Origin of the sequence: Wolbachia endosymbiont (group A) of Rhinocyllus conicus (assembly GCF_947250775.1) — a bacterium.
GTDB lineage: Bacteria > Pseudomonadota > Alphaproteobacteria > Rickettsiales > Anaplasmataceae > Wolbachia.
This window is the reverse complement of record NZ_OX366349.1, coordinates 628,234-652,281: the sequence shown is the minus strand read 5'-3', so window position 1 is coordinate 652,281 and position 24,048 is coordinate 628,234. Positions and strand designations below refer to the sequence as shown.

The 24,048-nt window shown below is 36.0% G+C and carries 22 protein-coding genes, 1 tRNA gene, 2 rRNA genes and 2 pseudogenes; 13 read left to right on the top strand and 14 right to left on the bottom strand.

The window, feature by feature from the left end; genetic code table 11:
- Positions 1–36: 36 nt before the first annotated feature.
- From OOK92_RS03310 to murB, 5 genes and pseudogenes are all read left to right on the top strand, one after another.
- Positions 37–1,059, top strand: a complete 1,023-nt coding sequence (locus OOK92_RS03310; protein WP_264735342.1) for an IS110 family RNA-guided transposase — start codon at positions 37–39, stop codon at positions 1,057–1,059.
- A 276-nt stretch (positions 1,060–1,335) separates the two neighbouring features.
- A pseudogene (locus OOK92_RS03305) lies at positions 1,336–1,674 on the top strand (IS5 family transposase); the annotation flags it as partial.
- Between the two features lie 77 nt (positions 1,675–1,751).
- On the top strand, positions 1,752–2,051 hold the full coding sequence (locus OOK92_RS03300; RefSeq protein WP_264736246.1) for a hypothetical protein: 300 nt from the start codon (positions 1,752–1,754) through the stop codon (positions 2,049–2,051).
- A gap of 39 nt (positions 2,052–2,090) precedes the next feature.
- Positions 2,091–2,969 (top strand): hydroxymethylbilane synthase, encoded by an 879-nt coding sequence (gene hemC, locus OOK92_RS03295; protein ID WP_264736245.1) that lies wholly within the window; start codon positions 2,091–2,093, stop codon positions 2,967–2,969.
- On the top strand, positions 2,960–3,847 hold the full coding sequence (gene murB / locus OOK92_RS03290) for a UDP-N-acetylmuramate dehydrogenase (RefSeq protein WP_264736244.1): 888 nt from the start codon (positions 2,960–2,962) through the stop codon (positions 3,845–3,847). Before hemC ends, murB begins: the two co-directional genes overlap by 10 nt.
- A 569-nt stretch (positions 3,848–4,416) precedes the next feature.
- On the opposite strand, the gene OOK92_RS03285 is transcribed toward murB, so the two are convergent.
- Entirely contained in the window at positions 4,417–4,551 is a 135-nt protein-coding gene (locus tag OOK92_RS03285; protein WP_264736243.1) for a hypothetical protein, read from the bottom strand.
- Positions 4,552–4,759: 208 nt separating this feature from the next.
- Between OOK92_RS03285 and OOK92_RS03280 the strand changes: the two genes are divergently transcribed.
- Positions 4,760–6,472: a recombinase family protein gene (locus OOK92_RS03280; RefSeq protein ID WP_264736242.1), complete on the top strand. Its 1,713-nt coding sequence runs from the start codon at positions 4,760–4,762 to the stop codon at positions 6,470–6,472.
- 262 nt (positions 6,473–6,734) lie between these two features.
- A complete protein-coding gene (locus OOK92_RS03275; protein ID WP_264736241.1) occupies positions 6,735–6,983 on the top strand; it encodes a hypothetical protein in 249 nt (82 codons plus the stop codon).
- On the opposite strand, the gene OOK92_RS03270 is transcribed toward OOK92_RS03275, so the two are convergent.
- The 4 genes from OOK92_RS03270 to OOK92_RS03255 all read right to left on the bottom strand — a co-directional run bounded on the left by OOK92_RS03270 (position 6,900) and on the right by OOK92_RS03255 (position 11,525).
- Complete coding sequence (locus OOK92_RS03270; protein ID WP_264736240.1) at positions 6,900–7,658, bottom strand: cell division protein FtsQ/DivIB; 759 nt, start codon at positions 7,656–7,658, stop codon at positions 6,900–6,902. The genes OOK92_RS03275 and OOK92_RS03270 overlap by 84 nt on opposite strands.
- Entirely contained in the window at positions 7,639–8,658 is a 1,020-nt protein-coding gene (locus tag OOK92_RS03265; RefSeq protein WP_253309944.1) for a D-alanine--D-alanine ligase, read from the bottom strand. The genes OOK92_RS03270 and OOK92_RS03265 overlap by 20 nt, the downstream gene beginning before the upstream one ends.
- A gap of 307 nt (positions 8,659–8,965) precedes the next feature.
- Entirely contained in the window at positions 8,966–10,936 is a 1,971-nt protein-coding gene (locus OOK92_RS03260) for a hypothetical protein (protein WP_264736239.1), read from the bottom strand.
- A gap of 214 nt (positions 10,937–11,150) precedes the next feature.
- Complete coding sequence (locus OOK92_RS03255) at positions 11,151–11,525, bottom strand: ferredoxin family protein (RefSeq protein ID WP_010082601.1); 375 nt, start codon at positions 11,523–11,525, stop codon at positions 11,151–11,153.
- 61 nt (positions 11,526–11,586) lie between these two features.
- Between OOK92_RS03255 and dprA the strand changes: the two genes are divergently transcribed.
- On the top strand, positions 11,587–12,675 hold the full coding sequence (dprA, locus tag OOK92_RS03250) for a DNA-processing protein DprA (RefSeq protein ID WP_264736238.1): 1,089 nt from the start codon (positions 11,587–11,589) through the stop codon (positions 12,673–12,675).
- 220 nt (positions 12,676–12,895) lie between these two features.
- On the opposite strand, the gene OOK92_RS03245 is transcribed toward dprA, so the two are convergent.
- Both OOK92_RS03245 and OOK92_RS03240 read right to left on the bottom strand, forming a co-directional pair.
- Positions 12,896–13,624 (bottom strand): triosephosphate isomerase, encoded by a 729-nt coding sequence (locus tag OOK92_RS03245; protein WP_264736237.1) that lies wholly within the window; start codon positions 13,622–13,624, stop codon positions 12,896–12,898.
- A gap of 24 nt (positions 13,625–13,648) precedes the next feature.
- Positions 13,649–13,721, bottom strand: a tRNA-Thr gene (locus tag OOK92_RS03240).
- Between the two features lie 78 nt (positions 13,722–13,799).
- On the opposite strand from OOK92_RS03240, the gene rsmA reads away from it, so the two are divergent.
- Together rsmA and guaB are read left to right on the top strand one after the other, a co-directional pair.
- Positions 13,800–14,618: a 16S rRNA (adenine(1518)-N(6)/adenine(1519)-N(6))-dimethyltransferase RsmA gene (gene rsmA / locus OOK92_RS03235; RefSeq protein WP_264736236.1), complete on the top strand. Its 819-nt coding sequence runs from the start codon at positions 13,800–13,802 to the stop codon at positions 14,616–14,618.
- Between the two features lie 31 nt (positions 14,619–14,649).
- A complete protein-coding gene (guaB, locus tag OOK92_RS03230) occupies positions 14,650–16,143 on the top strand; it encodes an IMP dehydrogenase (protein ID WP_264736234.1) in 1,494 nt (497 codons plus the stop codon).
- Positions 16,144–16,153: 10 nt separating this feature from the next.
- Here the strand turns inward: guaB and fsa are convergent, their stop codons facing one another.
- The 5 genes from fsa to pstC form a co-directional block, all read right to left on the bottom strand.
- Positions 16,154–16,795, bottom strand: coding sequence for a fructose-6-phosphate aldolase (gene fsa, locus OOK92_RS03225; protein ID WP_264736233.1), 642 nt, complete (start codon positions 16,793–16,795; stop codon positions 16,154–16,156).
- Between the two features lie 128 nt (positions 16,796–16,923).
- A complete protein-coding gene (locus OOK92_RS03220) occupies positions 16,924–17,055 on the bottom strand; it encodes a hypothetical protein (protein ID WP_264736232.1) in 132 nt (43 codons plus the stop codon).
- A gap of 55 nt (positions 17,056–17,110) precedes the next feature.
- On the bottom strand, positions 17,111–17,455 hold the full coding sequence (locus OOK92_RS03215; RefSeq protein ID WP_006279902.1) for a F0F1 ATP synthase subunit epsilon: 345 nt from the start codon (positions 17,453–17,455) through the stop codon (positions 17,111–17,113).
- A gap of 12 nt (positions 17,456–17,467) precedes the next feature.
- Complete coding sequence (gene atpD / locus OOK92_RS03210; protein ID WP_264736231.1) at positions 17,468–18,895, bottom strand: F0F1 ATP synthase subunit beta; 1,428 nt, start codon at positions 18,893–18,895, stop codon at positions 17,468–17,470.
- A gap of 101 nt (positions 18,896–18,996) precedes the next feature.
- Positions 18,997–20,085, bottom strand: coding sequence for a phosphate ABC transporter permease subunit PstC (gene pstC / locus OOK92_RS03205; RefSeq protein WP_264688474.1), 1,089 nt, complete (start codon positions 20,083–20,085; stop codon positions 18,997–18,999).
- 107 nt (positions 20,086–20,192) lie between these two features.
- On the opposite strand from pstC, the gene rpmH reads away from it, so the two are divergent.
- The 3 genes and pseudogenes from rpmH (at position 20,193) to OOK92_RS03190 (ending at position 20,985) form a co-directional block, all read left to right on the top strand.
- Entirely contained in the window at positions 20,193–20,327 is a 135-nt protein-coding gene (gene rpmH / locus OOK92_RS03200; RefSeq protein WP_006279898.1) for a 50S ribosomal protein L34, read from the top strand.
- Positions 20,328–20,394: 67 nt separating this feature from the next.
- Positions 20,395–20,670 (top strand): annotated as a pseudogene (gene rnpA / locus OOK92_RS03195) (ribonuclease P protein component); the annotation flags it as partial.
- Between the two features lie 90 nt (positions 20,671–20,760).
- Complete coding sequence (locus OOK92_RS03190; RefSeq protein ID WP_064125319.1) at positions 20,761–20,985, top strand: hypothetical protein; 225 nt, start codon at positions 20,761–20,763, stop codon at positions 20,983–20,985.
- A gap of 16 nt (positions 20,986–21,001) precedes the next feature.
- Here the strand turns inward: OOK92_RS03190 and rrf are convergent.
- Together rrf and OOK92_RS03180 are read right to left on the bottom strand one after the other, a co-directional pair.
- Positions 21,002–21,108, bottom strand: a 5S ribosomal RNA gene (gene rrf, locus OOK92_RS03185).
- 66 nt (positions 21,109–21,174) lie between these two features.
- A 23S ribosomal RNA gene (locus OOK92_RS03180) occupies positions 21,175–23,940 on the bottom strand.
- Positions 23,941–24,048 lie beyond the last annotated feature (108 nt).

Sequence of the window (24,048 nt, the reverse complement as noted above, 5' to 3'; positions counted from 1 at the left end):
AAAAACAATTTAAACTTTTACAGTAGGAGTAGTCTCATGAAATATTATAGCGGATTAGATGTCTCACTCAAAGAAACTTTCATTAGTATCGTTGATGAGAAAGGAAAGATTGTTAAAGAAGGAGTTGTTGCAAGCGAAAGCAAGGCAATAGCAGAGTACTTGCTTGAACAAGGCAAAAATTACGAAACTATAGGAGTAGAAAGTGGACAACTTTCAATATCAATGTGCAAAAAATTAAGGAGTTTTGGCTTGCCAGTAGTTTGTGTAGATGCAAGACATATGGCAGCAGCTTTGTCTGCAAGAATCAATAAAAACGATAAGAATGATGCAAGAGGTATAGCTCAAATGATGAGGGCTGGGCTATATAAAGAAGTACTAGTAAAATCGGATGAATCTTGTCAAATTAAAATAGCACTTGGAAGTAGAAGACAGTTAACATGCAGCTACCAGCAGATTGTTGGGACAATAAGAGGGTTATTAAAAATATACGGGATAAAGCTCGGTCAAGGGTCAAAATTTGAAAGCTTGTCTTTAAGAATAGAAAAAGCAATTAAAGATTTGGATGAAATAAGTAAGGCTTCAATTGGAGCGTTAGTTTGTAGTTTAGAGGCAATAGAGAAGTCATTGGAAAAACTTGACAAGATGCTCTTAGAACAAGGCAAAAAAGATGAGGATTGTAAATTATTAACTACTGCTCCAGGTGTTGGTACTATAGTAGCAATGACATATAAAGCAACAGTGGATAACCCAAATAGATTTGAAAGATCTAGTACAGTTGGAGCGTATATGGGGTTAACACCAAGACAATATGCTTCTGGAGAAATTGATCGGCATGGTAGTATATCAAAAATGGGGCCCATGGAATGTCGAAGTATGTTATATGAAGCTGCACAAGTCTTACTTACAGTTAGTAAGAAAAATTTTAAGTTGAAAAGCTGGGGGTTAAAACTTGCAAGGAAAAAAGGGATGAAGAAAGCAATTGTAGCAGTAGCAAGAAAATTGGCTGTAATTATGCACAGGATGTTGGTCAATAAAACAGAATTTTGTTATTACAATTAAGAGGAGCATAAACAATAATTTTACTCGAGGTAGTAATGCCGATGGAAGGGATAAGCAAGAAAAAACCTTGAAGCCTAGACTTCGTTGGGCACATGTTGCCGTCCACTTCCACCTAACAAGTATAGTGCGGCTTGACAAGTTTGTTGTCATATCAGACCGCGGAGAGAACCATGGAAGCACACTGCTCTTGTATGTAAAATTATTAAAGATTATGTAGGAAATATGTTATTTTGGTTTATATAAAAATTATTGTTGACTTATGTGCAATTAGAGAACAAGTTTTATAAGTTGTGTAACGAATATGATATAAAGACAAAAATTCCACCAATAAACAATGCGGCAGAACATCCAGAAATAGATTATATGTCTGACAGGAATGCTGCTATTAGGTTAATAAAATTATACGGTGAAGATGGCATGAAAGAATGGAAAAAAGAAGTAAATTATGGGAAAAGATCTTATATTGAAGGGTTTTTCTCAAGATTAAAGCAAATATTCGGATTTAGTTTTAGGAATAAATCTGAGATAAATCGAGAAAAAGAACTGCCAATCAAATGCTATTTGCTTAATAAATTCACTGATATTGGTATGGCTAAATTTGAGATAGTTACATGAATTTACCATAAATCACCATCTCATAAAGTGTGATGCAACAAAGCCATCCCAGACTGGGATGACAAGAAAGAGGCTACTTGGATGACACCCTGACAACCGTCATCCCGCTGCTTGTTAGCGGGATCTATGTGAGATACCGCGGCGGTATGACTAGGACTGCTGTCATGCAAGTACTAGAATCCAGTAAGCTTATTTATGCATATAAAAGGTTATTATTTTGTAAAGGCAAAGTTGCTTTTGGTTTTAAGTTAAAGTACAATAAATGCAAAGGCTCATATGATGAATTAAACTGGATCCAAGTAGTCAGCTACTCGGATGACATCAGAGAGATGGTAACCGAAGTTCATGCGATACACGCTACCAAAGTGTTTAAATAATTAATTAGGTTAAGGTTTGGTATTCAAACAGTCATACATATGCTAGTCAAAATAGGTACCAGAGGAAGCAAGCTTGCAGTTGCCCAGGCTTTGGAAGCAAAACAAAAGTTGCTGGACTCTTTTCCTAACTTATCTATTGAAATTGTTAAGATAAAAACTTCTGGAGATAAGTACGCAAACGCAAATCTTGCTGAAATAGGAGGTAAAGGATTATTCATTAAAGAAATTGAGGCTGAATTGCTCGAAAATAATATAGATATGGCAGTTCATTCGCTAAAGGATGTGCCTGCGTTTTTCTCAGGGGGTTTAACAATTCCTTGTGTTTTAGAAAGGCTAAGTCCATGCGATGCGTTTATTTCTCATAAACACAATAGCCTTGAGTCTTTGCCACAGCAGGCTACTATTGCCACTTCTTCAATAAGAAGAAAAGTTCAGTTGTTAAATGTTAGACCAGATCTAAATATAATATCGCTACGTGGAAATGTAACAACTAGATTGCAAAATCAAAGTTTTGATGGAATAATTCTAGCTGAAGCAGGACTCATAAGATTAGAAAAGAATCACTTAATTACAGAGGTATTGCCACCAAAAGTTATGTTAAGTGCAGTGGGACAGGGAGCGATTTGTATTCAATGTAGAAGGAATAATGTAAAAATTATCGATCTTGTAGAGAAAATTAATAATAATATGTCTTTTATAAGAGTGAAATCAGAGCGCAGTTTTATGAAGACAGTGAATGGTTCATGTTTTACACCACTTGCAGCTTTGGCTGAATATGTGAACGAAAATATGCTACACCTTTGTTGTATGTTAGCAAGTGGAAAAAATATATACTTCACTGAGCGCACTTCATTTATAGAAGATGCGGAGAAAATGGGTATGGATGCAGGACTAGAGTTGAAATCAAAATGCTTATAAGCTTACCTAAAGTACGTGGAATCTATCGTTATGACATCTTAATGTCTAAAGCGACGTGGTTAAACGTCGGTGGACGAGCTGATGTATTATTTAAACCATGTGATATTAAAGATTTAACATACTTGATTAAAAATACTGAACTACCAGTTAGCGTTATTGGTGCAACATCCAACATAATAGTACGAGATAGTGGCATTCGAGGAATAACAATAAAATTAGGTAAGGAGTTTGCATATATTAAAAGTAAGGGTAACAACTCCATTGTTGCAGGTGGTGCTGCGCTGCTCAGGAACCTTGCTTACTTTGCAGGAGAGCAACAAATTAGTGGACTCGAGTTTCTAGTTGGAATTCCAGGAACAGTTGGTGGCGGAATAGAAATGAATGCAGGTGCGTATGGTAGTGACATCGCAAGCGTTGTACAATCCATAAAAGCAGTGAACCTAGAGGATGGAAACCTATATGAATTCTCCAGCGAAGAAATGGGGTATTTTTACCGTGGACATAGCCTAAAAGGAAATTGGATTTTTGTTGAAGCTGAGTTTAAAGGAGTAAACTCAGAGCATGAGCTTATATTGCAAAGGTTAAAAGAAATTGTTGAGAAAAAAAATAAAAGCCAGCCAATAAGAGGAAAAACTGCTGGGTGCATATTCAAAAATCCAAAAAACTACCGAGCATGGGAGTTAATTGATAAATCTGGCTGCCTAGGGTTAAATATTGGTGGAGCTAGAATCTCTAAGAAACATTGTAACTTCTTGCTCAATTACGATAATGCAACTGCATCTGACTTGGAAAACCTTGGCAACAGAGTAAAAGATGCAGTGAAGGATAAATTTAATGTTGAACTTGAGTGGGAAATAAGGGTTTTGGGTAGCTATTAAACAGTTTTTATAGCTGCTGTATATTCTAATCTTTCCTAATGACTCAGCATGATCGTAACCTTTCACACTTAATTAAACAGACTAAATTCTGTAATTTTGGGATGTTGAAAAATTTACCTTACGTTGTTATTCCAGCGCATAACGCTGAAATCCAGATTTATAGAAACGAAAAAACTTGCTTGACAAGTTTCGCCGGCCCCCTTATTATGATAATGAAGGTATTCAGTTATCTTCATCTGTGCAGATTAAATAGCAAGAAAACAACGTAGTTGGCGTCTTATTTTTAATTTTTTGCACTATGTGCACCTTATGTCTTCACAACATTTCTAGGTTTTTACCTACATAAGCTGAGTCGCGGTTATTAAGTGTTTAAAACATAAAAAAAACGCCAATGTTTTAAAATAGATATTAACCGGGGTTTCTTTTGCCTTTTTTTCCATTTGGTAAGTTTCTTAATGTTTGTAGCTAAACGACAACCGTCATCCCGCTACGTGTTAGCGGGATCTCTTGTTAGCGGCTGAGATACCGCGAATGAATCGCGGTATGAAGGTTAAGTATCCCGCTACGTGTTAGCGGCTAAGAGATACCGCGGCGGTATGATGGTTCGCGGCGGTATAGTTACCCCGCCAACAATGTTGCAAAAAACGTAAAATTAGAGAAAAGCATTTCTCGAAAACTTCTATGTCCAAAAACAAGAGTGCCATTTATTTATAGTGCCAACAATCAATTAACCATCAGTTTCAATGAATGATATGAACATATTATTTCAAGGAAAGTTCATGGGAAATAAGAGATTAGCTATACGGATTAGCTGTAGCTATGAAACTAACCGGTTGGCAGAAAAGTATTTGTTAGATGCTTATGAAAAAGCCGTGTCAAAGCAAGTAAGCCAAAAAAATTTAAAACATAAAAATGGGATTCAAGGAGGATCAAATGGTAACAGTGAGTTTATATGCAAGAGTTTCTTCGGGGAAACAAGCACAAGAAAATACAATAGCAAGTCAAGTTGCAGCTTTAGAGAAGCAAATTAGTACGGATGGATACAAATTATTAAGTGAGTATAAATTTATTGATAATGGCTACAGTGGATCTAATCTAGTCCGTCCTGATCTAGAAAAGTTACGTGATAAAGTAACAGAAGGTAAAATTGATAGAATTTACATTCATTCACCTGATCGCTTATCTAGAAAATATGCATATCAAATGGTATTACTTGAAGAATTTGAGAAAGCAGGAGCAGAAACGGTTTTCTTAAATTATGAGATTAACGATAATCCAGAATCTCAATTGCTGTTACAAATGCAAGGTATGATAGCAGAATATGAACGAGCGAAAATTATGGAACGAAGTCGTCGCGGAAAGATTTATGCAGCTAATAAAGGTTGTGTAAGCGTAATGGGAGGAGCTCCTTATGGTTATCGTTATATAGATAAATATATGGGAGGAGGACAAGCTTTATTTGAAATAAACGAAGAAGAAGCTAATGTTGTTAGGAAAGTATTTTTGTGGATAGGAAGAGAAAGGACAAGTATTGGGGAAGTGTGTCGTCGGCTAAACACTATGTCTATTATAACACGAACAGGAAAAAAGTACTGGGATAGAAGTGTGATTTGGGGTATGTTAAAAAATCCTGCTTACAAAGGACAAGCGGCTTTTGGTAAAACAAAAGTAGGTATAAAGTTACAACATATCAGACCACAGAAACATTCTTGTGAACAACCGAAAGATAATTACTCTACCTATTCTGTTGAAAAAGCAAATTGGATTTATGTTAAAGTGCCAAATATAGTGGACGAAGATGTATTTGATATAGTTCAAGAACAATTAGCTGAGAATAGAAAAATAGCAAGGACAAGAGAAAGAGGAGCAAAATATTTACTACAAGGTTTAATCGTATGTAAGCGTTGTCGTTATGCATATTACGGAAGTCCTGTAAGAAATAAGCGAGGAGAAAAAATTGATCATTATGCTTATTATCGTTGTATTGGTAGAGATTCTTACCGTTTTGGTGGTAATAAAATTTGTGATAATAAACACATTCGTACAGATGCATTAGAAACAGCCGTTTGGGAAGAGGTTAAGCATTTATTGAAAAATCCAAATAGGGTTTTAGAAGAATACAGGCGTAGACTTTCAGAGCTTAAAAAATCATCATGGGATCAAAAAAGCGATTTACTAGAGAAACAAGAAAATAAATTAAAACGTGGTATTGCTAGACTTATTGATAGTTATGCTCAAGAATATATTAATCAAGAAGAATTTGAACCACGAATTAAAGCAATGAAACAAAGTTTAAAAACAATTGAAGAGGAGAAGAAAAGGATATTCGATCAAAAGAAATTAAAACAGGAATTAACTTTGGTTGTAACCAATTTAGAAGACTTTTCTTCCAATATTACATCAAACCTTGATAACGCAGACTGGCTAACTAAACGTGATATTATTAGAACGTTAGTCAAGAGAATTGAAATTAACCTTGAGGACGTAAATGTGGTATTTCGTGTAAAAGAGCTACCAAACTCTCCTGGAAATAATCGAGAAGAAAAGAAAAATTTGCAACATTGTTGGCGGGGTAATAACTCGTCATCCCGCTACGTGTTAGCGGGATCTCTTGTTAGCGGCTGAGATACCGCGAATGAATCGCGGTATGACGGTTAAGTATCCCGCTACGTGTTAGCGGCTAAGAGATACCGCGGCGGTATGACGGTTCGCGGCGGTATAGTAACTCGTCATCCCGCTACGTGTTAGCGGGATCTCTTGTTAGCGGCTGAGATACCGCGAATGAATCGCGGTATGACGGTTAAGTATCCCGCTACGTGTTAGCGGCTAAGAGATACCGCGGCGGTATGATGGTTCGCGGCGGTATAGTAACTCGTCATCCCGCTACGTGTTAGCGGCTAAGAGATACCGCGGCGGTATGACGGTTCGCGGCAGCATGAGGATAAGCTCGTCATCCCGCTACGTGTTAGCGGCTAAGAGATACCGCGGCGGTATGACGGTTCGCGGCAGCATGAGGATAAGCTCGTCATCCCGCTACTTGGATGACAGCAGATCACCTCTTCACAAAAATTTTATCAGTAATACGCATATCAATAATACTCCAATCGCTGAAAGTAAAATCAGTTGTATTGTGTAAGTGGTTTAAATAGTCCCATGCACTAGAAGGGTTATCTTCAGGCAATTTCACTGTGGAATCGTTATCAAGTATGATATTCCATCTTCTATTCCCTATATAAGCAAAAGAAGAAATGTGGTCACTTAATTGAGTTTTACTCTCTAACACATCTCTAACAAATTCTAGGTTTGATAACGAGTTTTGTCCTGTAATTACAACAAGATCATCTACTGGATAGTCATCTACGATCACTTTGCCTTCGAAATCAATTACCGAGGTTTTGTTATTATCTTTCCAGAGAGCAAACGGTTTATGCTCATCTATATTAATATGTAGGGTATTGGGCAAAATTCTGTGAACTCCTACGTATTTTATCCATCTGCTTACGGATTGTATGTTACCGGCAAGTTTTGAAAGTGATATATACAGGATAGGTTGCGTTCTATCTGTCAAACTTAGAATGTCCTTTTTGTTTGTAAATTTGTTGCCGCTCACGACTACTTCGTCGATTGAAAATCCACTACTGAGTAATAAACTAGATAGGCAGTCATTATACCAAGTAAAGTAGTAATTAAATCGATTTATTATTTTATCAAGTGAACTATAAAGTACTAATGTAAAAAAAAGCGCAGTTATAATAACGAAAGCGCACTTGCGCAAAAAACTCCTTTGGCTTCTAGTAATACTGCTCAACATGACTTAAATCCCTAATATTTTTGTGCTGCAAACTATCTTCAATAATAATTTTAACTAATTCATTAAAATTGATTCCTTTTGCCAATTTTGCAATTTCTGGCACTAATGATAACTCAGTAAAGCCAGGATGTGTATTAATCTCAAGCATTTTTAAAGTGTTATTTTTGGGATTATAACGGAAATCTGAGCGGGAAATAGTTTTACAGCCTAAAAATTGATGAATTTTCAGTGCGTGTTCCAAGGTCATTTTATATATATTGTCAGGAATTTCAGCAGGAAATATATGTTCTGCAAATCCATCTGTATACTTTGCTTCATAATCATAGAATTTATTTTTTGGTCGTATTTCCATAGTGCCAATTGCTTCATCTAGCAATACAGCAGTATGTAACTCTATTCCTGGGACATATTCTTCTATGATCATCAAGTCTCTTGTCATAGAGGTAGCTGACACTGGTTCTTTTTTCTGGATTCCAGTGTCAGCTACTTGAATGACATCAAGTATGATAGCGTCATTTTTAAATTTTAAATGGTCTTCATATGAGGAAACAATATGCACTCCGATGCTAGAACCTTCGTTAATTGGTTTTAAGACGTACGGATAATCGATTTTAATATTATTTTTTAGTAGATCTTCTTGGCTAATTACATAACCTTTTGGAGTGTCGATACTAAGGGATCGAAATATATGCTTTGACATCACTTTATTCATAGCAACAGCAGAAGCCATAACTCCTGAGTGTGTATATTTTATACCTAAGATTTCCAATAAACCTTGAATGCAACCATCTTCACCATAAGGTCCATGCAGAGCAATAAAAGTAAGGCCCGGATTAATCTTTTTAAGCTTTTCAACAATGTTGCTGTCAACATCTATTTCTATTGCATTATATGAAAGGCTATCAAGTGCCTTCTTTACGGCTTTTCCGCTCATAAGCGACACTTCTCTCTCGCAAGAAAATCCACCACTTAAAATTGCTATAGTTGGAATCATGGGCATTCTATGTTTTGCTATATAGCATATAGAAGATACTTTTATCTTCAATAAAAACCTGCTTCTATAGCTAAAAATTTATCAATGAATTAATATTAACTTAGTATTAAATAATGTTAAAAACTTAACATTATGATTATTTTCAGCAATAAAAACTAAAGGTTGTGAGAACCGTTCATTTTGGAATCTGTATACCTATCCTCAAAAGATTATAAACAGGTTCTCACGACTATAATTCATCTGGCGGGTTGATCAGATAACATCTTGCTCCCTCTAACCCTTTTTCCTGATTAATTTTTGCTAGCGCTACTTGCTAGCCTATTAAGTGATAATCATGATTATAATCATCTAGCGGGTGATCAGTAGTTGTTATAACATCTTGTTGATCAGATTCCTTTAATTCTTTTTCCTGTTTCTCCTGATTAATTGTTGTTTTAGGTCTCTCTTCTGTATTTAACTCTCCTTGATTATCGTCTAATCCAATGTTTTTTAATTCTTCTGCTACATCTCTTATAAATTCGCCTCTTGGGGAAGAAGTGCCGTAATTTTTCTCATTATACAAATTTAGAGTAACATAAATCATTGTTGTCAAATCATTAGCTATAGACTCACTGTGATAATGGTATTCGTGATAATCCGCGGTAATAGAATCATAATCATCGTCAGACAAATTTGCTAAGTTGTTATATGTAAAGCCTTTAACAGTATGATCTGTGTTCATATCTAAACCATATCTCTCTTGGTAGGCATGAAAAATATAATTAGCGTATTTTTCAATCGTAAGGAGATCTTTCTCATCTAATTGATCGTAATGTATTTCATACTTAAAGTTTGTTCCCTCAATATTGATTGTTTTTGAATGTGGCAACACTGTTTTTGGACTGATTTCTTCTTGGCGACTTTTTTCCTCATCTAGCTTGATTTTTTCTTCTTCTCCTGAGCCTGAAGGTTCTATTTTTTTTGGCTCTTCTTGATTAATTGTTGTTTCAGGTTTCTCCGCTGTATTTGACTCTTCTTGATTATCGTCTAATCTAATGGCTTTTAATTCTTTTTCTACATCTCTTATAAACGTGTATTTGTCTTCTAGGTAAGGAGTACCGTGATTTTCCCTATTATACAAATTTAGAGTAAGATAAATCACGTCTGTCAACTTATGAGCTATAGACTCACTTTTATAACGGTAGTGGTGACCATATGCGTTTGCATAAGCACCGTGACGCAAATCTGTTAAGTTGTTATATGTAAAGCCTTTAAAAGTATGATCTGTGTTGATATCTAAACCATATCTCTCTTGGTAGGCATGAAAAATATAATTAGCGTATTTTTCAATCGTAAGGAGATCTTTCTCGTCTAGTTGGTCGTAATGTATTTCATACTTAAATTTTGTTCCTTCAATATTGATTGTTTTTGAGTTTGGCAACACTGTTTTTGGACTGATTTCTTCTTGGCCACTTTTTTCCTCATCTAGCTTGATTTTTTCTTCTTCTCCTGAGCCTGAAGGTTCTATTTTTTTTGGCTCTTCTTGATTAATTATTGTTTCAGGTTTCTCCCCTGTATTTGACTCTTCTTGATTAATTGTTTGATGCTTTTCTGGACTGATTTCTTCTTGGCCACTTTTTTTCCCTTCTACCTTACTTTTTTCATCTTCTCCTGAAGGTTCTATTCTTTTTGGCTCTTCTTGATTAATTGTTGTTTCAGGTTTCTCCCCTGTATTTGACTCTTCTTGATTAATTGTTTGATGCTTTTCTGGACTGATTTCTTCTTGGCCACTTTTTTCTTCTCTTCCTGAGTCTGAAGATTCCACCTTCTTTGATTCTTCTTGGTTATCATCTAATCTGATGCTTTTTAATTCTTTTGCTACATCTGTTATAAATGTGTATCTGCCTTCTGGGTAAGGAATACCGCGCTTTTCCTGATTATACAAAGTTAGAGTAGACTCAATCGCTGATGTCAAATCATGAGCTACAGACCCACTTTTATGAGGGTAGTGGTGAAAAAATGCGCCTGCATAAGCCGTGTTATGCCCTGGACGTGCATTACATAAATCTGTTAAGTTGTTATATATAAAGCCTTTAAAAGTACGATCTGTATTGATATCTAAACCATATTTCTCTTGATAGGCACGAAAAATATGATTAGCGTATTTTTCAATCATAAGAAGATCTTTATCATCTAATTGATCGTAATGTATTTCATACTTGAAATTTGTTCCTTCAATATTGATTGTTTTTGAGTTTGGTAATACTACTTTATGCTTTATACTCTCTTTAGCGTGATTTTCCATTTTGATGCCTCTAAATTTTATAATACTGTCATCCTACTAAAAGTTATATAATAATTCGTTAATTCTATATTTAACATAATCTTTCGTTGTTTCCAAGTAGATTATTATTAATCTAATATTAAATATTACTAAAAACCTAAATAATGCGACCATTTTCAATAACCAAAGACAAACAGGATAAGATATAAAAGAAGTTTCTTCCTCTTCAGCAGTATTACTCTAAATTTTCATCAAAATAAGCTGTTTTATCCTTTTTTTCCTTATACTCTTCTGCAGTATAGAGAGGTTGCTTTTTAGCTGTAATGTTTGGCCATTTTTGTGAGTATTCTACATTTATATCGTAAAATAACTTGAAAGTTTTTTGTTCGCTGCTCAGTAATTCTTCATCTAATTCTAAAATATCTTTTATGGAATCATCAGTTACAATTGCATCTACTGGACACTCAGGTATGCACACTCCGCAATCAATACATTCATCTGGGTTAATCACGAGCATGTTTTTACCTTCATAGAAGCAGTCAACGGGACATACTTCCACACAGTCCGTATATTTACATTTTATGCATTTATCTGTAACAAAATGCGTCATAAAACACTGTATATTTGCATTATCTTGGGTACACTAAATTGATAAGAAATTCAAGCCTTTTATGAAGATAAATAAATTGAACAACAAAGAATTAGAAGTATGGTTAAGCTTGGCTAGAACTATAGGACCAATAAAGTTTTTTAGTATACTAAGAACACATGGATCGCTAGATGAGGTGCTAAAATATCTCAATAGGGTGGCTAATAATAAGGTGTATGGCATTCAAGATGCACGAGAAGAAATCAATAATGCAGAAAGAATTGGAGCTAAAATTATACCCGCATGTGACCCAGATTACCCTGATCTTTTAAGAAATATCTCTAGTTGTCCTCCTGTAATAACTGCGTTTGGTAATATATCATTATTAAGCCGTGAGATAATTGCAATAATCGGTGGGCGCAACTCTTCGATGAATGGAAGAAATTTTGCCAGTAAACTAGCACTTGATTTAAGCGAAGCTGGTTTTGTTATCGTTTCTGGACTTGCAAAAGGAATCGATACCGCAGCAAACAGTGTAATATACAAAAATCATCCCACTATTGCTGTTACAGCAAGCGGAATTGATGTGGTGTATCCAAAAGAGAATTTTGATCTATACAAAAAAATCACTGGGAACGGTGGTTTAGTAATTACTGAGCTTCCATTTGCTACTAAACCAAAGCCTCAGTATTTTCCTCAAAGGAATCGAATTATATCTGGTCTATCGCTGGGTGTTGTAGTGATTGAAGCATCGAAACGTTCTGGCTCTCTAATAACAGCAGATTTTGCTTTAAATCAAGGGAGAGAGGTATTTGCAGTTTCTGGTTTCCCTTTAGATTCACGCTGTAGTGGTAGTAATTATTTAATTAAAAACGGTGCTAAGCTTATCGAGTCCGCTGATGACATAATAGAAAGTGTTAGGTTTAGTTTACCTCCGCAGCAAAAAAACCTATTTGATGTTGAGCACCATTCTGTTAACCAAAAACAAGAAAAATTACAACAGGCAAAATCTGTTATAGTTGATCATATTAACTCTGTACCTGTTGATATAGATGAACTTATATTAGCAAGCGGACTTTCTGCCAACATAGCTCTAATGGCCCTTTTAGAACTAGAGTTGGAAAACAAAATAGAGCGTTCACCGGGGAATAAAATATCGTTAATTTTCTAGATTACTTTAGCTATAGCTAACCCAAGAAAGGTTTTCCTACGTCATACCGCCGCGGTATCTTGGCATAGATTCCGCTAACAAGTAGCGGAATGACGAATTTTTGTTTTTCAAATTATCGGTAAACCTAAGTCACTTTAGCTATAGGTCAGTATGTCGTTTTACTAGATGTTCGTACAGATATATGCTTGACACTGGAATGATGCCATTTGCTATAGGATTCTTAGTTGCTGATTTTAGAATTGATAAGAGAAAACTTTTTTTCAACTTGTTGTATGATTTTATAAAAGTGATCGAAATCTAAGCTTGCACTGCCAATTAAAACTCCTGATAAATTTGAAATATTTAACAAATTTTCTATATTTTCTGAACTGACTGAACCACCATATGTAATGTGTTTTTTACCAGTACACAATTTTATTACCTCTATCACCTCAGCAATTGCATCATTATTTGGCACATGACCTGTGCCTATTGCCCATATTGGCTCATATGCTACGGTATATTCACCGTGTGTTGGCAAACGTTTTTTGCATTGATATTCTATTACTTCTTTTGTTTTTTCATTCTTATAATCTTCTGAATTTTCACCTACACAGATAATTGGGTGTAAGCCTGATTCTATTGCTATTTCCGACTTAAGTTTTATTTCACTATCTGTTTCGTTAGCCCTTTCAGAATGCCCAAGTATTACGTAAGTACACCCTAATTCCTTTAACATTTCTGCGCTAATTTCACCTGTGTAAGAACCAGATTTTTTATAATGGCAATTCTGTGCTCCTATATTAATATTATCGCTCAACTCTATACTGTCTGAAAATGCGGTAAATGGTGGACAAATCACTAGTCTAGAAGCAATCTCATTGTTCTTGTTATTAAGTTTGCCTATAAAGTCAACAAATGAAGACCGTGTTCCATTCATCTTCCAATTTGCTACTATTAAAAAGGACATCAACTTTACTTATATGGGCGAGAGTGCCGGCTGTCGGACTTGAACTGACAACCTACTGATTACAAGTCAGTTGCTCTACCAATTGAGCTAAGCCGGCGTTAAACACATTAATAATATACAATTATCAATGGATTTTAGTCAACTGATTTTTAAAATACTGTATAATGAAAATAATATGAGAAAATTTTTACTGAAGCCAAAAAAGAGTCTAGGGCAAAATTTTATTTTATCGAGTGAGATAATAAAAAGAATAGTCGTTTTAGCTGGCAATCTAGAGAATTTTAACGTCATTGAGATTGGTCCTGGATATGGTGCATTAACAAGAGAAATATTGGTGCATAATCCAAAGTCTCTACTTTCTATAGAAAAAGATAGAGATTTAGTAAAACACCATGACCAACTGCTAAATGAGCATCAAGGAAAGTATAGAATTATAGAAGCGGATGCACTGCATGTTATAGAAGAAGAGCTGATAGAGCGCCCAGTCAAAGTTATTGCTAACTTGCCTTACAATATCTCGGTAGTGTTATTTTTAAAGTGGTTAAATAATATAAAATTTTTTACGAACTTGACATTAATGTTTCAAAAAGAGGTAGCAGATCGCATTACGGCAAGACCCAATTCTAAAGATTATGGTTCCTTATCAGTGCTAAGCCAGTTACTATGTGATATAAAAAAGGAATTTGATATTGAACCTAAAGAGTTTTTTCCAAGGCCAAAAGTACATTCTTCAGTAATTACAGTAAATCCTTTGCCTACCCCAAAGTTTGCAGTAAATTTGGAAACCTTAACAAGATTAACACGTGCCGTTTTTGCTCAAAGAAGAAAGATGCTGAGAAATAGCTTGCAAAATATAACGAACCACGCTGAAACTGTCCTTGAAAACGCTAAATTGAGTGGAAACGAACGTCCAGAAAACTTAACCATTGAGCAGTTTTGTTTGCTGGCAAATAATGTAGAATGCTTATTTTGCAAAAGCCCTATTGCAATTTAATTAATTGGCGTATAAGCTTTAAATAAAGCCTATGAAAAAAATGGAAGCTTGTTATTCGTTTGACGATATACTTCTTTTGCCAGCCTATTCTAATATATTGCCTTGCGATGCAGATACAAAAACTTATTTAACAAATAATATAGAACTAAATATCCCTCTCATATCCTCTGCAATGGATACTGTTACTGAATCGGGCTTTGCAATAGCTATTGCCCAACATGGAGGGATAGGTTGCATACATAAGAATTTATCAATAGGTGAACAAGTTTTAGAAGTAAGAAGGGTGAAAAAATATGAAAGCTGGATCGTGTATAACCCAATTACGATTTCACCGGATAAAACAGTTGCGGAAGCAATTTCATTAATGAGAGAGCACAATTATTCTGGCATTCCTGTAGTCGATCAACTCAAGTTAGTTGGAATTTTAACTAACCGAGATGTGAGGTTTATTGAAGACCAGAACATGAATGTAAAAGTTTCCGAAGTGATGACAAAAGATAAGTTAGTGACAGTGCGGGAGCAGGGAGTGAATAGTGCCTCAGCAATGAAATTGTTGCATGAAAATAGAATAGAAAAGCTTTTGGTCGTAGATGAAAATTCTTGTTGTATAGGTTTAATTACGGTTAAAGACATTGAAAAATACAATAGATACCCAAATTCATGTAAAGACAGTAAAGGGCGGCTCAGAGTTGCCGCTGCAATTGGCACTGGTAAAAAAGATGGTATAGAAAGATGTGAAGCTTTGATCGGAGAAGAAGTTGATGTAGTTGTTGTGGATACTGCTCACGGTCATTCCGAAAACGTTATCAATACCATTAGGGAAATAAAAAAGATGTATCCTAATACGCAATTAATTGGCGGAAACATTGCAACAAAGGAGGCTGCTGAAGCGTTGATTGATGCGGGTGTTGATGCAGTGAAGGTCGGAATAGGACCAGGATCAATCTGTACAACCAGAATAGTTACAGGTGTTGGTGTGCCACAATTCTCTGCAATCAAGAATGTTGCAGAGGCGTGTAGAGCAAGAAACGTCAGACTAATTGCTGATGGTGGGGTAAAATACTCAGGAGATGTTGCAAAAGCTATTGCAGCTGGTGCTGACTCTGTGATGATTGGTTCGATTTTTGCTGGCACTGACGAAAGCCCAGGTGAGATTATCATGTATAAGGGCAGAGCATATAAAGGCTATCGAGGAATGGGATCTATTAGTGCAATGAAACGAGGTTCAGCTAGCCGTTATTTTCAAGATAAAGATTCAAAACTAAAATTAGTTCCACAAGGAGTGGAAGGAAGAGTTCCATTCAAAGGTCCAGCTTCAGGAGTAATCCATCAGTTGATTGGCGGATTGCAAGCTGCAATGGGGTATACTGGTAATAGGAATATAGAAGAGATGAAAAAAAATTGTAAATTTGTTACTATTACTGCATCAGGATTAAGAGAGAGTCATGCTCATGATGTAGTCATTACACAAGAAGCTCCAAATTACGCTTATCAAGCGTCCAATTTGTCAACCGATTCAGAGTAGTGACCGTTTATTATTTTGCACCCCAGTCTTTTTCAAATATTGCTAGCCCTTGGTCAGTAAGTGGGTGATTAATTAATTGTCTAAGTACTTTTGCTGGCACAGTAATTGAATCAGCACCAAGCCTTGCAGCTTCTATTACATGTGCTGGGCTTCTCACTGATGCAACAAGAACTTTAGTATCAAAACCGTAATTAGAATATATAGTACATATATCTTCTATTAGCGATAAGCCATCATAGCTTATATCATCAAGGCGACCAACAAAGGGAGAAATAAAACAAGCACCGGCCTTAGCGGCAAGCAGTGCTTGTCCAGGAGAAAAACATAATGTGATGTTAACAGGTATTTTATGCTCTGTCCACAACTTTTTACAAGAAATTAATCCTTCATATGTAAGGGGCAATTTTACCACAACATTATCAGCGATTTTCGCTAACTTAAGGCCTTCTTTAACCATATCTGCATGGTTATTTGCAACAACTTCAACACTAACAGGCCCCTTGATAATAGAGCATATTTCACGCACTAAATCCTCGTATTTATCTTTACGCCCGGACTTTGCTATTAAAGAAGGATTAGTTGTTATGCCGTCAATGAACTCCTTTAGTTCTTTAATTTCATTTAAATCAACGCTATCAAGAAAAACTTCCATATTAATCTCCCATAAAAAAAATACCCTTGCAAAATCTTGTCATCCAAACGCCCTCCTTTGTCATCCAAGTAGCTGACACTGGGATCCATCTTTTTTTTATTATGAACATTATATGCTCCTAGAATCTATTACCCATTGCATAATTTACAAATATTTTTACACCTAGATCCCAGTGTCACGCACTGGGATGACAAAGATGAATACTGGGATGACAGGGAAGAGAATACTGAATGACAGAAAAAAAAGCACTTGGATGACAAAAGTTGGGCTACTTGGATGACAAGAAAGTGATAACCGACTTTTTGCCTAAAATAACTAAGAAAGAAATTTCTCATCAAGATAACTTAAATATATACTAATTCTCTTATTTTTAAACGATTTCTCATCATGAATTGCACGATCAAAAACCTGAATTTGACTTGTTATAATGCTACAATTATTATTTGCAACTTCTAATACGCCACTATCAATTACAACCTTCTTTTCTGTTTGGTTACTCATTTTAACAGTAATCATACCAGGCAATAAATAAATTAAGTAAGGAGCATGGTGAGCTAAAATCATAAGCTCCCCTTCGAGCCCAGTTACTGAAAGAGAAACCACTCCACTGAATGAAATTTGATCATCAGGAGAGAAAAATTGCACTTTAAAAGTATTCATAATCTTTAACTTTTATTTAGCTTCAGCTTGTATTAATTCAGCTTTTTTTATTGCTTCATCTATATTCCCCACCATATAAAAAGCAGCCTCTGGTAAGTGATCATATTTACCTTCAACAATCTCTTTAAAACTGGAAACAGTATCAGAAAGTGAAACAAATTTACCAGGCATACCAGTAAATATTTCTGCAACGTGAAAAGGTTGAGAAAGAAATTTCTGAATCTTACGAGCCCTATCAACAATAATTTTATCTTCATCAGATAGCTCATCCATACCAAGTATTGCGATAATATCCTGCAGTGATTTATAAGTTTGCAATATACGTTTCACCTCAGAAGCTACCTTATAATGTTCTTCACCAATGATTTCAGCAGATAAAGACTGAGAAGTTGAATCAAGTGGATCAACAGCAGGGTATATTCCCATTTCAGCTATTTGCCTTGACAACACTGTGGTGGCATCAAGATGAGAGAATGTAGTTGCTGGGGCTGGATCAGTTAAATCGTCCGCAGGAACATATATAGCTTGCACAGAAGTAATAGAGCCAGAAGTTGTTGAAGCTATTCTTTCTTGCATTGCACCCATATCAGTTGCAAGGGTTGGCTGATAACCAACAGCTGACGGTATTCTTCCAAGCAAAGCAGAAATTTCAGAACCAGCTTGTGTAAAACGGAAGATATTATCCACAAAAAATAGAACATCTTGGTTTTCACGGTCACGAAAATACTCTGCCATAGTAAGTGCTGTTAAAGCAACTCTAGCCCTTGCTCCAGGAGGCTCATTCATCTGACCATAAACCAAAACAGCTTGAGATTTTTCATGCTCATTTATATTTATTACATTTGAAGTGATCATCTCGTGATAAAGATCGTTACCTTCACGCGTTCTCTCCCCTACCCCGGCAAACACAGAAAATCCTTTATGAGCTTTTGCTATATTATTAATTAATTCCATTATCAGGACTGTTTTACCAACACCGGCTCCACCAAATAAGCCAATTTTTCCTCCTTTAAGATAAGGTGCAAGAAGATCTATAACTTTTATTCCCGTAACTAAAACTTCTTCCTGTATTCTCTGTTCAGTAAAACTTGGAGGTGCTCTATGTATAGGCTCTAAGTTATATTTTCCCTTCAGTGGACCACACTCATCTATAAGCTCTCCAACAACATTAAAAATCCTTCCTAAAGTTGAACGCCCAACCGGAACTGATATTGGTGCGCCTGTATCAACAAATTCATCCCCCCTTGACATGCCATCTGTGCTATCCATAGCAATACAACGAACTATATTGTCACCTATATGCTGCGAAACTTCTAAAACCAGCTCCTTATCCTTATATTTTAGTTTGCTTTTTAAAGCATTAAATATTTCAGGCAATTCACCTTCAAATCTTATATCAACAACTGCTTGAGTTACCTTAATCGCTCTACCTATATTCATCTCTTTATTTTTATCACCCAACACTATAATTCCATAAAAGAACTTCTAAAGAAAATAAATCTTATATTATTAATAGAAATTTTGCAACATTAAAACGCTTACTAGTTACGCTTCATTACAAACAATGCAAATGCATTTAATAGCCAAGTAATAATAAACAATACTAAACTAAGCGCATAAGCAGCAAGAGTTTGTACACTATTGAAATCCTGATCTCCGGTAAGTAATGTAGCGATCTGCACGGTAATGGTAGTAACTGAATTAAGAGGGTTAAAAGTCAAATTTGCGTTGATTCCCACAGCCATTAGCACAATCATTGTTTCACCTATCACTCTTGAAATTGACAATAAAATTGCACTTAAAATTGTAGGCATTGCATAAGGTATTGTTATATGCCATATAGTTTCCGCTGGAGTTGCGCCAAGTGCCATGAAGCCATAACGCAAGCTTTTTGGAACAGATCTTATGGCATCTTCGAGTAAAGAAATAATAAAAGGAAGAATCATTATCCCAATCGATAAACCGGCAACTAAGGCACTTTCTGAGTGTATACTTAAACCAAAAAAATTTGCTACCTGCTTTATAAAGAAAGACAAGAACACAACCGCAAAATATCCATATACAACCGTAGGAATAGCAGATAAAACTTGCAAAGTTGTATTAACAATATAACGCACTTTCTCACTCGCATATTCACTAATATATATTGCAGAAAATAAACCAAGCGGAACGACAACTAACATTGCTATAATAGTTATAAGTAATGTACCTACTAAAAGCGGCGCTATACCAAAATATCCTATTTTCTCTTCATTGACAGTGACTACATTGTGGCCCCATTTCAAGCAAAACAAGAATTCTGAAATAGCTACTTTATTAAAAAAATTAATGGATTGAATAAAAATAGATAGCATTATAAATAAAGTGATAAAAAATGATATGGCCAAAGCCACAAATAACGAAAGTTTTATTATCTTATTTCTTTTATTTTTAAAGATAAAAGCAAGCATGAAAAAAAGTAACGCTATAGAAATAAAAGTTACAAAACAATTATTATAGAGTACTAACAACCAAGTTAGCATCCATACACAACTAAGATATAGATAAGATTTAACCTTATTTACTTCTTGAAACCTACTAAAACAAAATAAAAGGATTAGTAGGACAGGTATGACTATCACCGAATTCATTTTCCCATGCATCAAATTTTATTCTACGAAAATGTCATACAAGTTCACCATCATTTGACAATAAAGTAAAACAATTTAAAATAAATAATTATATTAATATAAAAACAATGAAGAGAACATTTCAACCAAAAAATTTGATAAGAAAGCGCAGACATGGATTTCGTTCACGTATGGCAACAAGAGCTGGAAGAAAAATCCTTAATAGGCGCCGTTCATTAGGGTGTAACAAATTATGCGCATAGTAAGTATAAAAAAAAAGATTTTTCCTTTGCTTTCAAAAATAAGTTAGCACTCAGCAGTCTTTTTTATCGTGGGCTTTATATATCACTGTACGCCATAAAAGAAAGAGAACCTGAAAAGTACACTCATACTATTAGAGTAGGTCTGGCTATCAGTAAAAAAGCCGGAAAAGCAGCAAAAAGAAATAAAATAAAAAGGCAATTACGAATGCTTGCTAAAATTAGCATTTTAAATATAAGCAATATAGGGCACTACTACATAATACTAACTCATAGAAACATTATGCAAGCAAATTATAAAAACTTACAAAAAGATCTAACTATTTGCTTAAAAAAGATAAAATAAAAAAAAATCTCAATTAAGGTATTTACAACTATATTTTTTATGATAACATAAGTAAAATTTTTAAAATAAATTAACGGGTGTGGGTGTTTAATGGTAGAGAGTAGAAAAGAACAAGATAAAAATCTCAATATAAATACAAATAATGTTAAAGAAGATTTTTATGAATATAAAGAATCTAGTTACCGTACACAATGGGAATTAGCATTTGAGCAAAGTCAATACTTAGAGCAGAATAAGAATAAGCCTAGACCACAATTATTAGATTTGAATATAGAAGCGACTTCTCGTAATAAAAGAATTATTAAAAGGCGATAAAAAGAAATTTTTATAAACTTGGCGGCGACCTACTCTCCCTTTTCAAGTACCATCAGCGCTAAAAAGTTTCACTTCCGAGTTCGAGATGAGATCGGGTGGTTCATTTTTGCTATAGCCACCAAGTCAATAAAAATTTCTAACTTAACAATTTTAACTTAATATTTAACACTGCATACACACATATAGAAAGCAAATAAATCAATCAGGCTATTAGTACTAGTTAGCTTCACATGTTACCATGCTTCCACACCTAGCCTATCAACGTGGTAGTCTTCCACGGCCTTAATTGGGAAATCTTTTTGAAGAGGGTTTCTTGCTTATATGCTTTCAGCAATTATCCCATCTATACATAGCCACCCAGCGATGCTATTGGCATAACAGCTGGTACACCAGAGGTATATCCATCTCGGTCCTCTCGTACTAGAGTCAGACCTTCTCAAATTTCCTTCACCCACGGCAGATAGAAACCGAACTGTCTCACGACGTTCTAAACCCAACTCACGTATCACTTTAATCGGCGAACAGCCGAACCCTTGGGACCTTCTTCAGCCCCAGGATGTGATGAGTCGACATCGAGGTGCCAAACGGTGTCGTCGCTATGAACGCTCGAACACCATCAGCCTGTTATCCCCGGCGTACCTTTTATCCGTTGAGCGATGACCCTTCCATACAGAATCACCGGATCACTATGACCGACTTTCGTCTCTGCTTGGCTTGTCAGCCTCGCAGTCAGGCAAGCTTATGCCATTATACTATCAAGCTGATTCCCGACCAGCTCTAGCTTACCTTCGCACGCCTCCGTTACTTTTTAGGAGGCGACCGCCCCAGTCAAACTACCCACCATACAATGTCCTAGTTCCAGATAATGAAACATAGTTAGATATCAAAAGTGTAAAGGGTGGTATCTCAAGGTTGACTCCATTATAGCTAGCGCCATAACTTCAAAGTCTCCCACCTATCCTGCACATCACACTTTTAATAGCAATGTAAAGCTATAGTAAAGGTGCACGGGGTCTCTTCGTCTAACCGCGGGTACCCCGCATCTGCACGGGGAATTCAATTTCGCTGAAGTGATGTTGGAGACAGTGGAGAAATCGTTACGCCATTCGTGCGGGTCGGAACTTACCCGACAAGGAATTTCGCTACCTTAGGACCGTCAGTGTTACGGCCGCCGTTTACTGGGGCTTCAATTTAGAGCTTGCACCCCTCCTATTAACCTTCCAGCACCGGGCAGGCGTCAGACCCTATACTTCCACTTACGTGTTTGCAGAGTCCTGTGTTTTTAGTAAACAGTCGCTACTCCCTATTTTGTGTCACCTACTCATAGTTGCCTAAAAGCAGGTTACCCTTCTTCCGAAGTTACAGGTATAATTTGCCGAGTTCCTTCAACATCATTCTTTCAACACCTTAGTATACTCTACTCATCCACCAGTGTCGGTTTGCGGTACGGCCTCATAAATATAAGCGCTATTTCCTGGAGCTTCTTTTAAGCATAGATCAATCCAATAAGATCTATACAAATACGAAACCCGTCACACTTAAGAGGTTTAGGAATATTAACCTAATTGCCATCGACTACTCCTTTACGGACTCGCCTTAGGAACCGACTAACCCTACGCAGATTAACTTAACGTAGGAACCCTTAGATTTTTGGTGAGAGTGTTTTTCACACTCTTTTACGCTACTTATGTCAGCATTCTCACTTCCGATATCTCCAGCAGTTTTCACAAACCACCTTCACAGACTTACGGAACGCTCCGCTACCGCGCCTATTGATCGAAATCAATAAGCACTCACATCTTCGGTATACAGCTTTAGCCCCGGTACATTTTCGGCGCAGAAAAACTTATTTAGACAAGTGAGCTGTTACGCTTTCTTTAAAGGATGGCTGCTTCCAAGCCAACCTCCTAGCTGTAATGGTTTTTCTACTTCCTTCCCCACTTAGCTGTAATTTTGGGACCTTAGATAGTGATCTGGGTTGTTTCCCTTTCCACCACGGACTTAGCACCCGTAGTGTGCCTGCTGTATAATTAATTGTTGGTATTCGGAGTTTAGTTAGATTTGGTAAGACGGTGAATCCCCCTAGTCTATCCAGTGCTCTACCCCCAACAACATACATACAACGCTCTACCTAAATAGATTTCGCGGAGAACCAGCTATTTCCAAGTTTGATTGGCCTTTCACCCCTAATCACAACTCATCCAATAATGTTGCAACATTAACTGGTTCGATCCTCCAGTGTGTTTTACCACACCTTCAATCTGGTCATGACTAGATCACTTGGTTTCGGGTCTAATCCATAAAACTAAAACGCCCTATTCAGACTTGCTTTCGCTACGCCTACACCTAACGGCTTAAGCTTGCTTCATAGATTAACTCGCTGACCCATTATGCAAAAGGTACGCTGTCACTCTAAATATCAATAAATTGATATAGAGCTCCAACTGTTTGTAAGCACTTGATTTCAGATTCTATTTCACTCCCCTCCCGGGGTTCTTTTCACCTTTCCCTCACGGTACTTGTTCACTATCGGTCGTTAAGGAGTATTTAGGCTTGGAGGATGGTCCCCCCATATTCAAACAGGATTTCACGTGCCCCGCTCTACTCAAGGATTTAAAAACTTTCTACTTATACAGGACTATCACCTTCTATGGTTACTATTTCCAGAGTATTCTAATTCTTATTCTTAAATCACTAGCCTTTTCCGCTTTCGCTCGTCACTACTAACAGAATCTCGGTTGATTTCTTTTCCTTTGGCTACTTAGATATTTCAGTTCACCAAGTTTGCTTTACATACTTAGTATGTAATAACTAGCTAAGCTAGTTGGGTTTCCCCATTCGGAAATCTGCGGATCAAAATTTGTTGACAATTCCCCACAGCTTATCGCAGCCTGCCACGTCCTTCATCGCCTCTTAACGCCAAGGCATCCATCAAGTGCTCTTAATAATTTATTTATCCGACTATATGCAGAATATGCAGAGTTAAATATTATTAAAATTGAATTGAGATTAAATTAATCTCTACCATAAAACTTGTCAAACATCTAAAAACTAAATTAATCT

Excerpts from the sequence above, each read along its gene's own strand:
- OOK92_RS03255 (WP_010082601.1), bottom strand. The coding sequence starts at position 11,525 with ATGACGCATTTTGTTACAGATAAATGCATAAAATGTAAATATACGGAC.
- pstC (WP_264688474.1), bottom strand. The coding sequence starts at position 20,085 with ATGAATTCGGTGATAGTCATACCTGTCCTACTAATCCTTTTATTTTGT.
- OOK92_RS03190 (WP_064125319.1), top strand. The coding sequence starts at position 20,761 with ATGGTAGAGAGTAGAAAAGAACAAGATAAAAATCTCAATATAAATACA.
- atpD (WP_264736231.1), bottom strand. The coding sequence starts at position 18,895 with ATGAATATAGGTAGAGCGATTAAGGTAACTCAAGCAGTTGTTGATATA.
- OOK92_RS03215 (WP_006279902.1), bottom strand. The coding sequence starts at position 17,455 with ATGAATACTTTTAAAGTGCAATTTTTCTCTCCTGATGATCAAATTTCA.
- fsa (WP_264736233.1), bottom strand. The coding sequence starts at position 16,795 with ATGGAAGTTTTTCTTGATAGCGTTGATTTAAATGAAATTAAAGAACTA.
- OOK92_RS03285 (WP_264736243.1), bottom strand. The coding sequence starts at position 4,551 with ATGGCACTCTTGTTTTTGGACATAGAAGTTTTCGAGAAATGCTTTTCT.
- rsmA (WP_264736236.1), top strand. The coding sequence starts at position 13,800 with ATGAGAAAATTTTTACTGAAGCCAAAAAAGAGTCTAGGGCAAAATTTT.
- OOK92_RS03260 (WP_264736239.1), bottom strand. The coding sequence starts at position 10,936 with ATGGAAAATCACGCTAAAGAGAGTATAAAGCATAAAGTAGTATTACCA.
- murB (WP_264736244.1), top strand. The coding sequence starts at position 2,960 with ATGCTTATAAGCTTACCTAAAGTACGTGGAATCTATCGTTATGACATC.
- OOK92_RS03310 (WP_264735342.1), top strand. The coding sequence starts at position 37 with ATGAAATATTATAGCGGATTAGATGTCTCACTCAAAGAAACTTTCATT.
- OOK92_RS03270 (WP_264736240.1), bottom strand. The coding sequence starts at position 7,658 with ATGTTGAGCAGTATTACTAGAAGCCAAAGGAGTTTTTTGCGCAAGTGC.
- hemC (WP_264736245.1), top strand. The coding sequence starts at position 2,091 with ATGCTAGTCAAAATAGGTACCAGAGGAAGCAAGCTTGCAGTTGCCCAG.
- OOK92_RS03265 (WP_253309944.1), bottom strand. The coding sequence starts at position 8,658 with ATGCCCATGATTCCAACTATAGCAATTTTAAGTGGTGGATTTTCTTGC.
- guaB (WP_264736234.1), top strand. The coding sequence starts at position 14,650 with ATGAAAAAAATGGAAGCTTGTTATTCGTTTGACGATATACTTCTTTTG.
- OOK92_RS03280 (WP_264736242.1), top strand. The coding sequence starts at position 4,760 with ATGGGATTCAAGGAGGATCAAATGGTAACAGTGAGTTTATATGCAAGA.
- rpmH (WP_006279898.1), top strand. The coding sequence starts at position 20,193 with ATGAAGAGAACATTTCAACCAAAAAATTTGATAAGAAAGCGCAGACAT.
- dprA (WP_264736238.1), top strand. The coding sequence starts at position 11,587 with ATGAAGATAAATAAATTGAACAACAAAGAATTAGAAGTATGGTTAAGC.
- OOK92_RS03245 (WP_264736237.1), bottom strand. The coding sequence starts at position 13,624 with ATGTCCTTTTTAATAGTAGCAAATTGGAAGATGAATGGAACACGGTCT.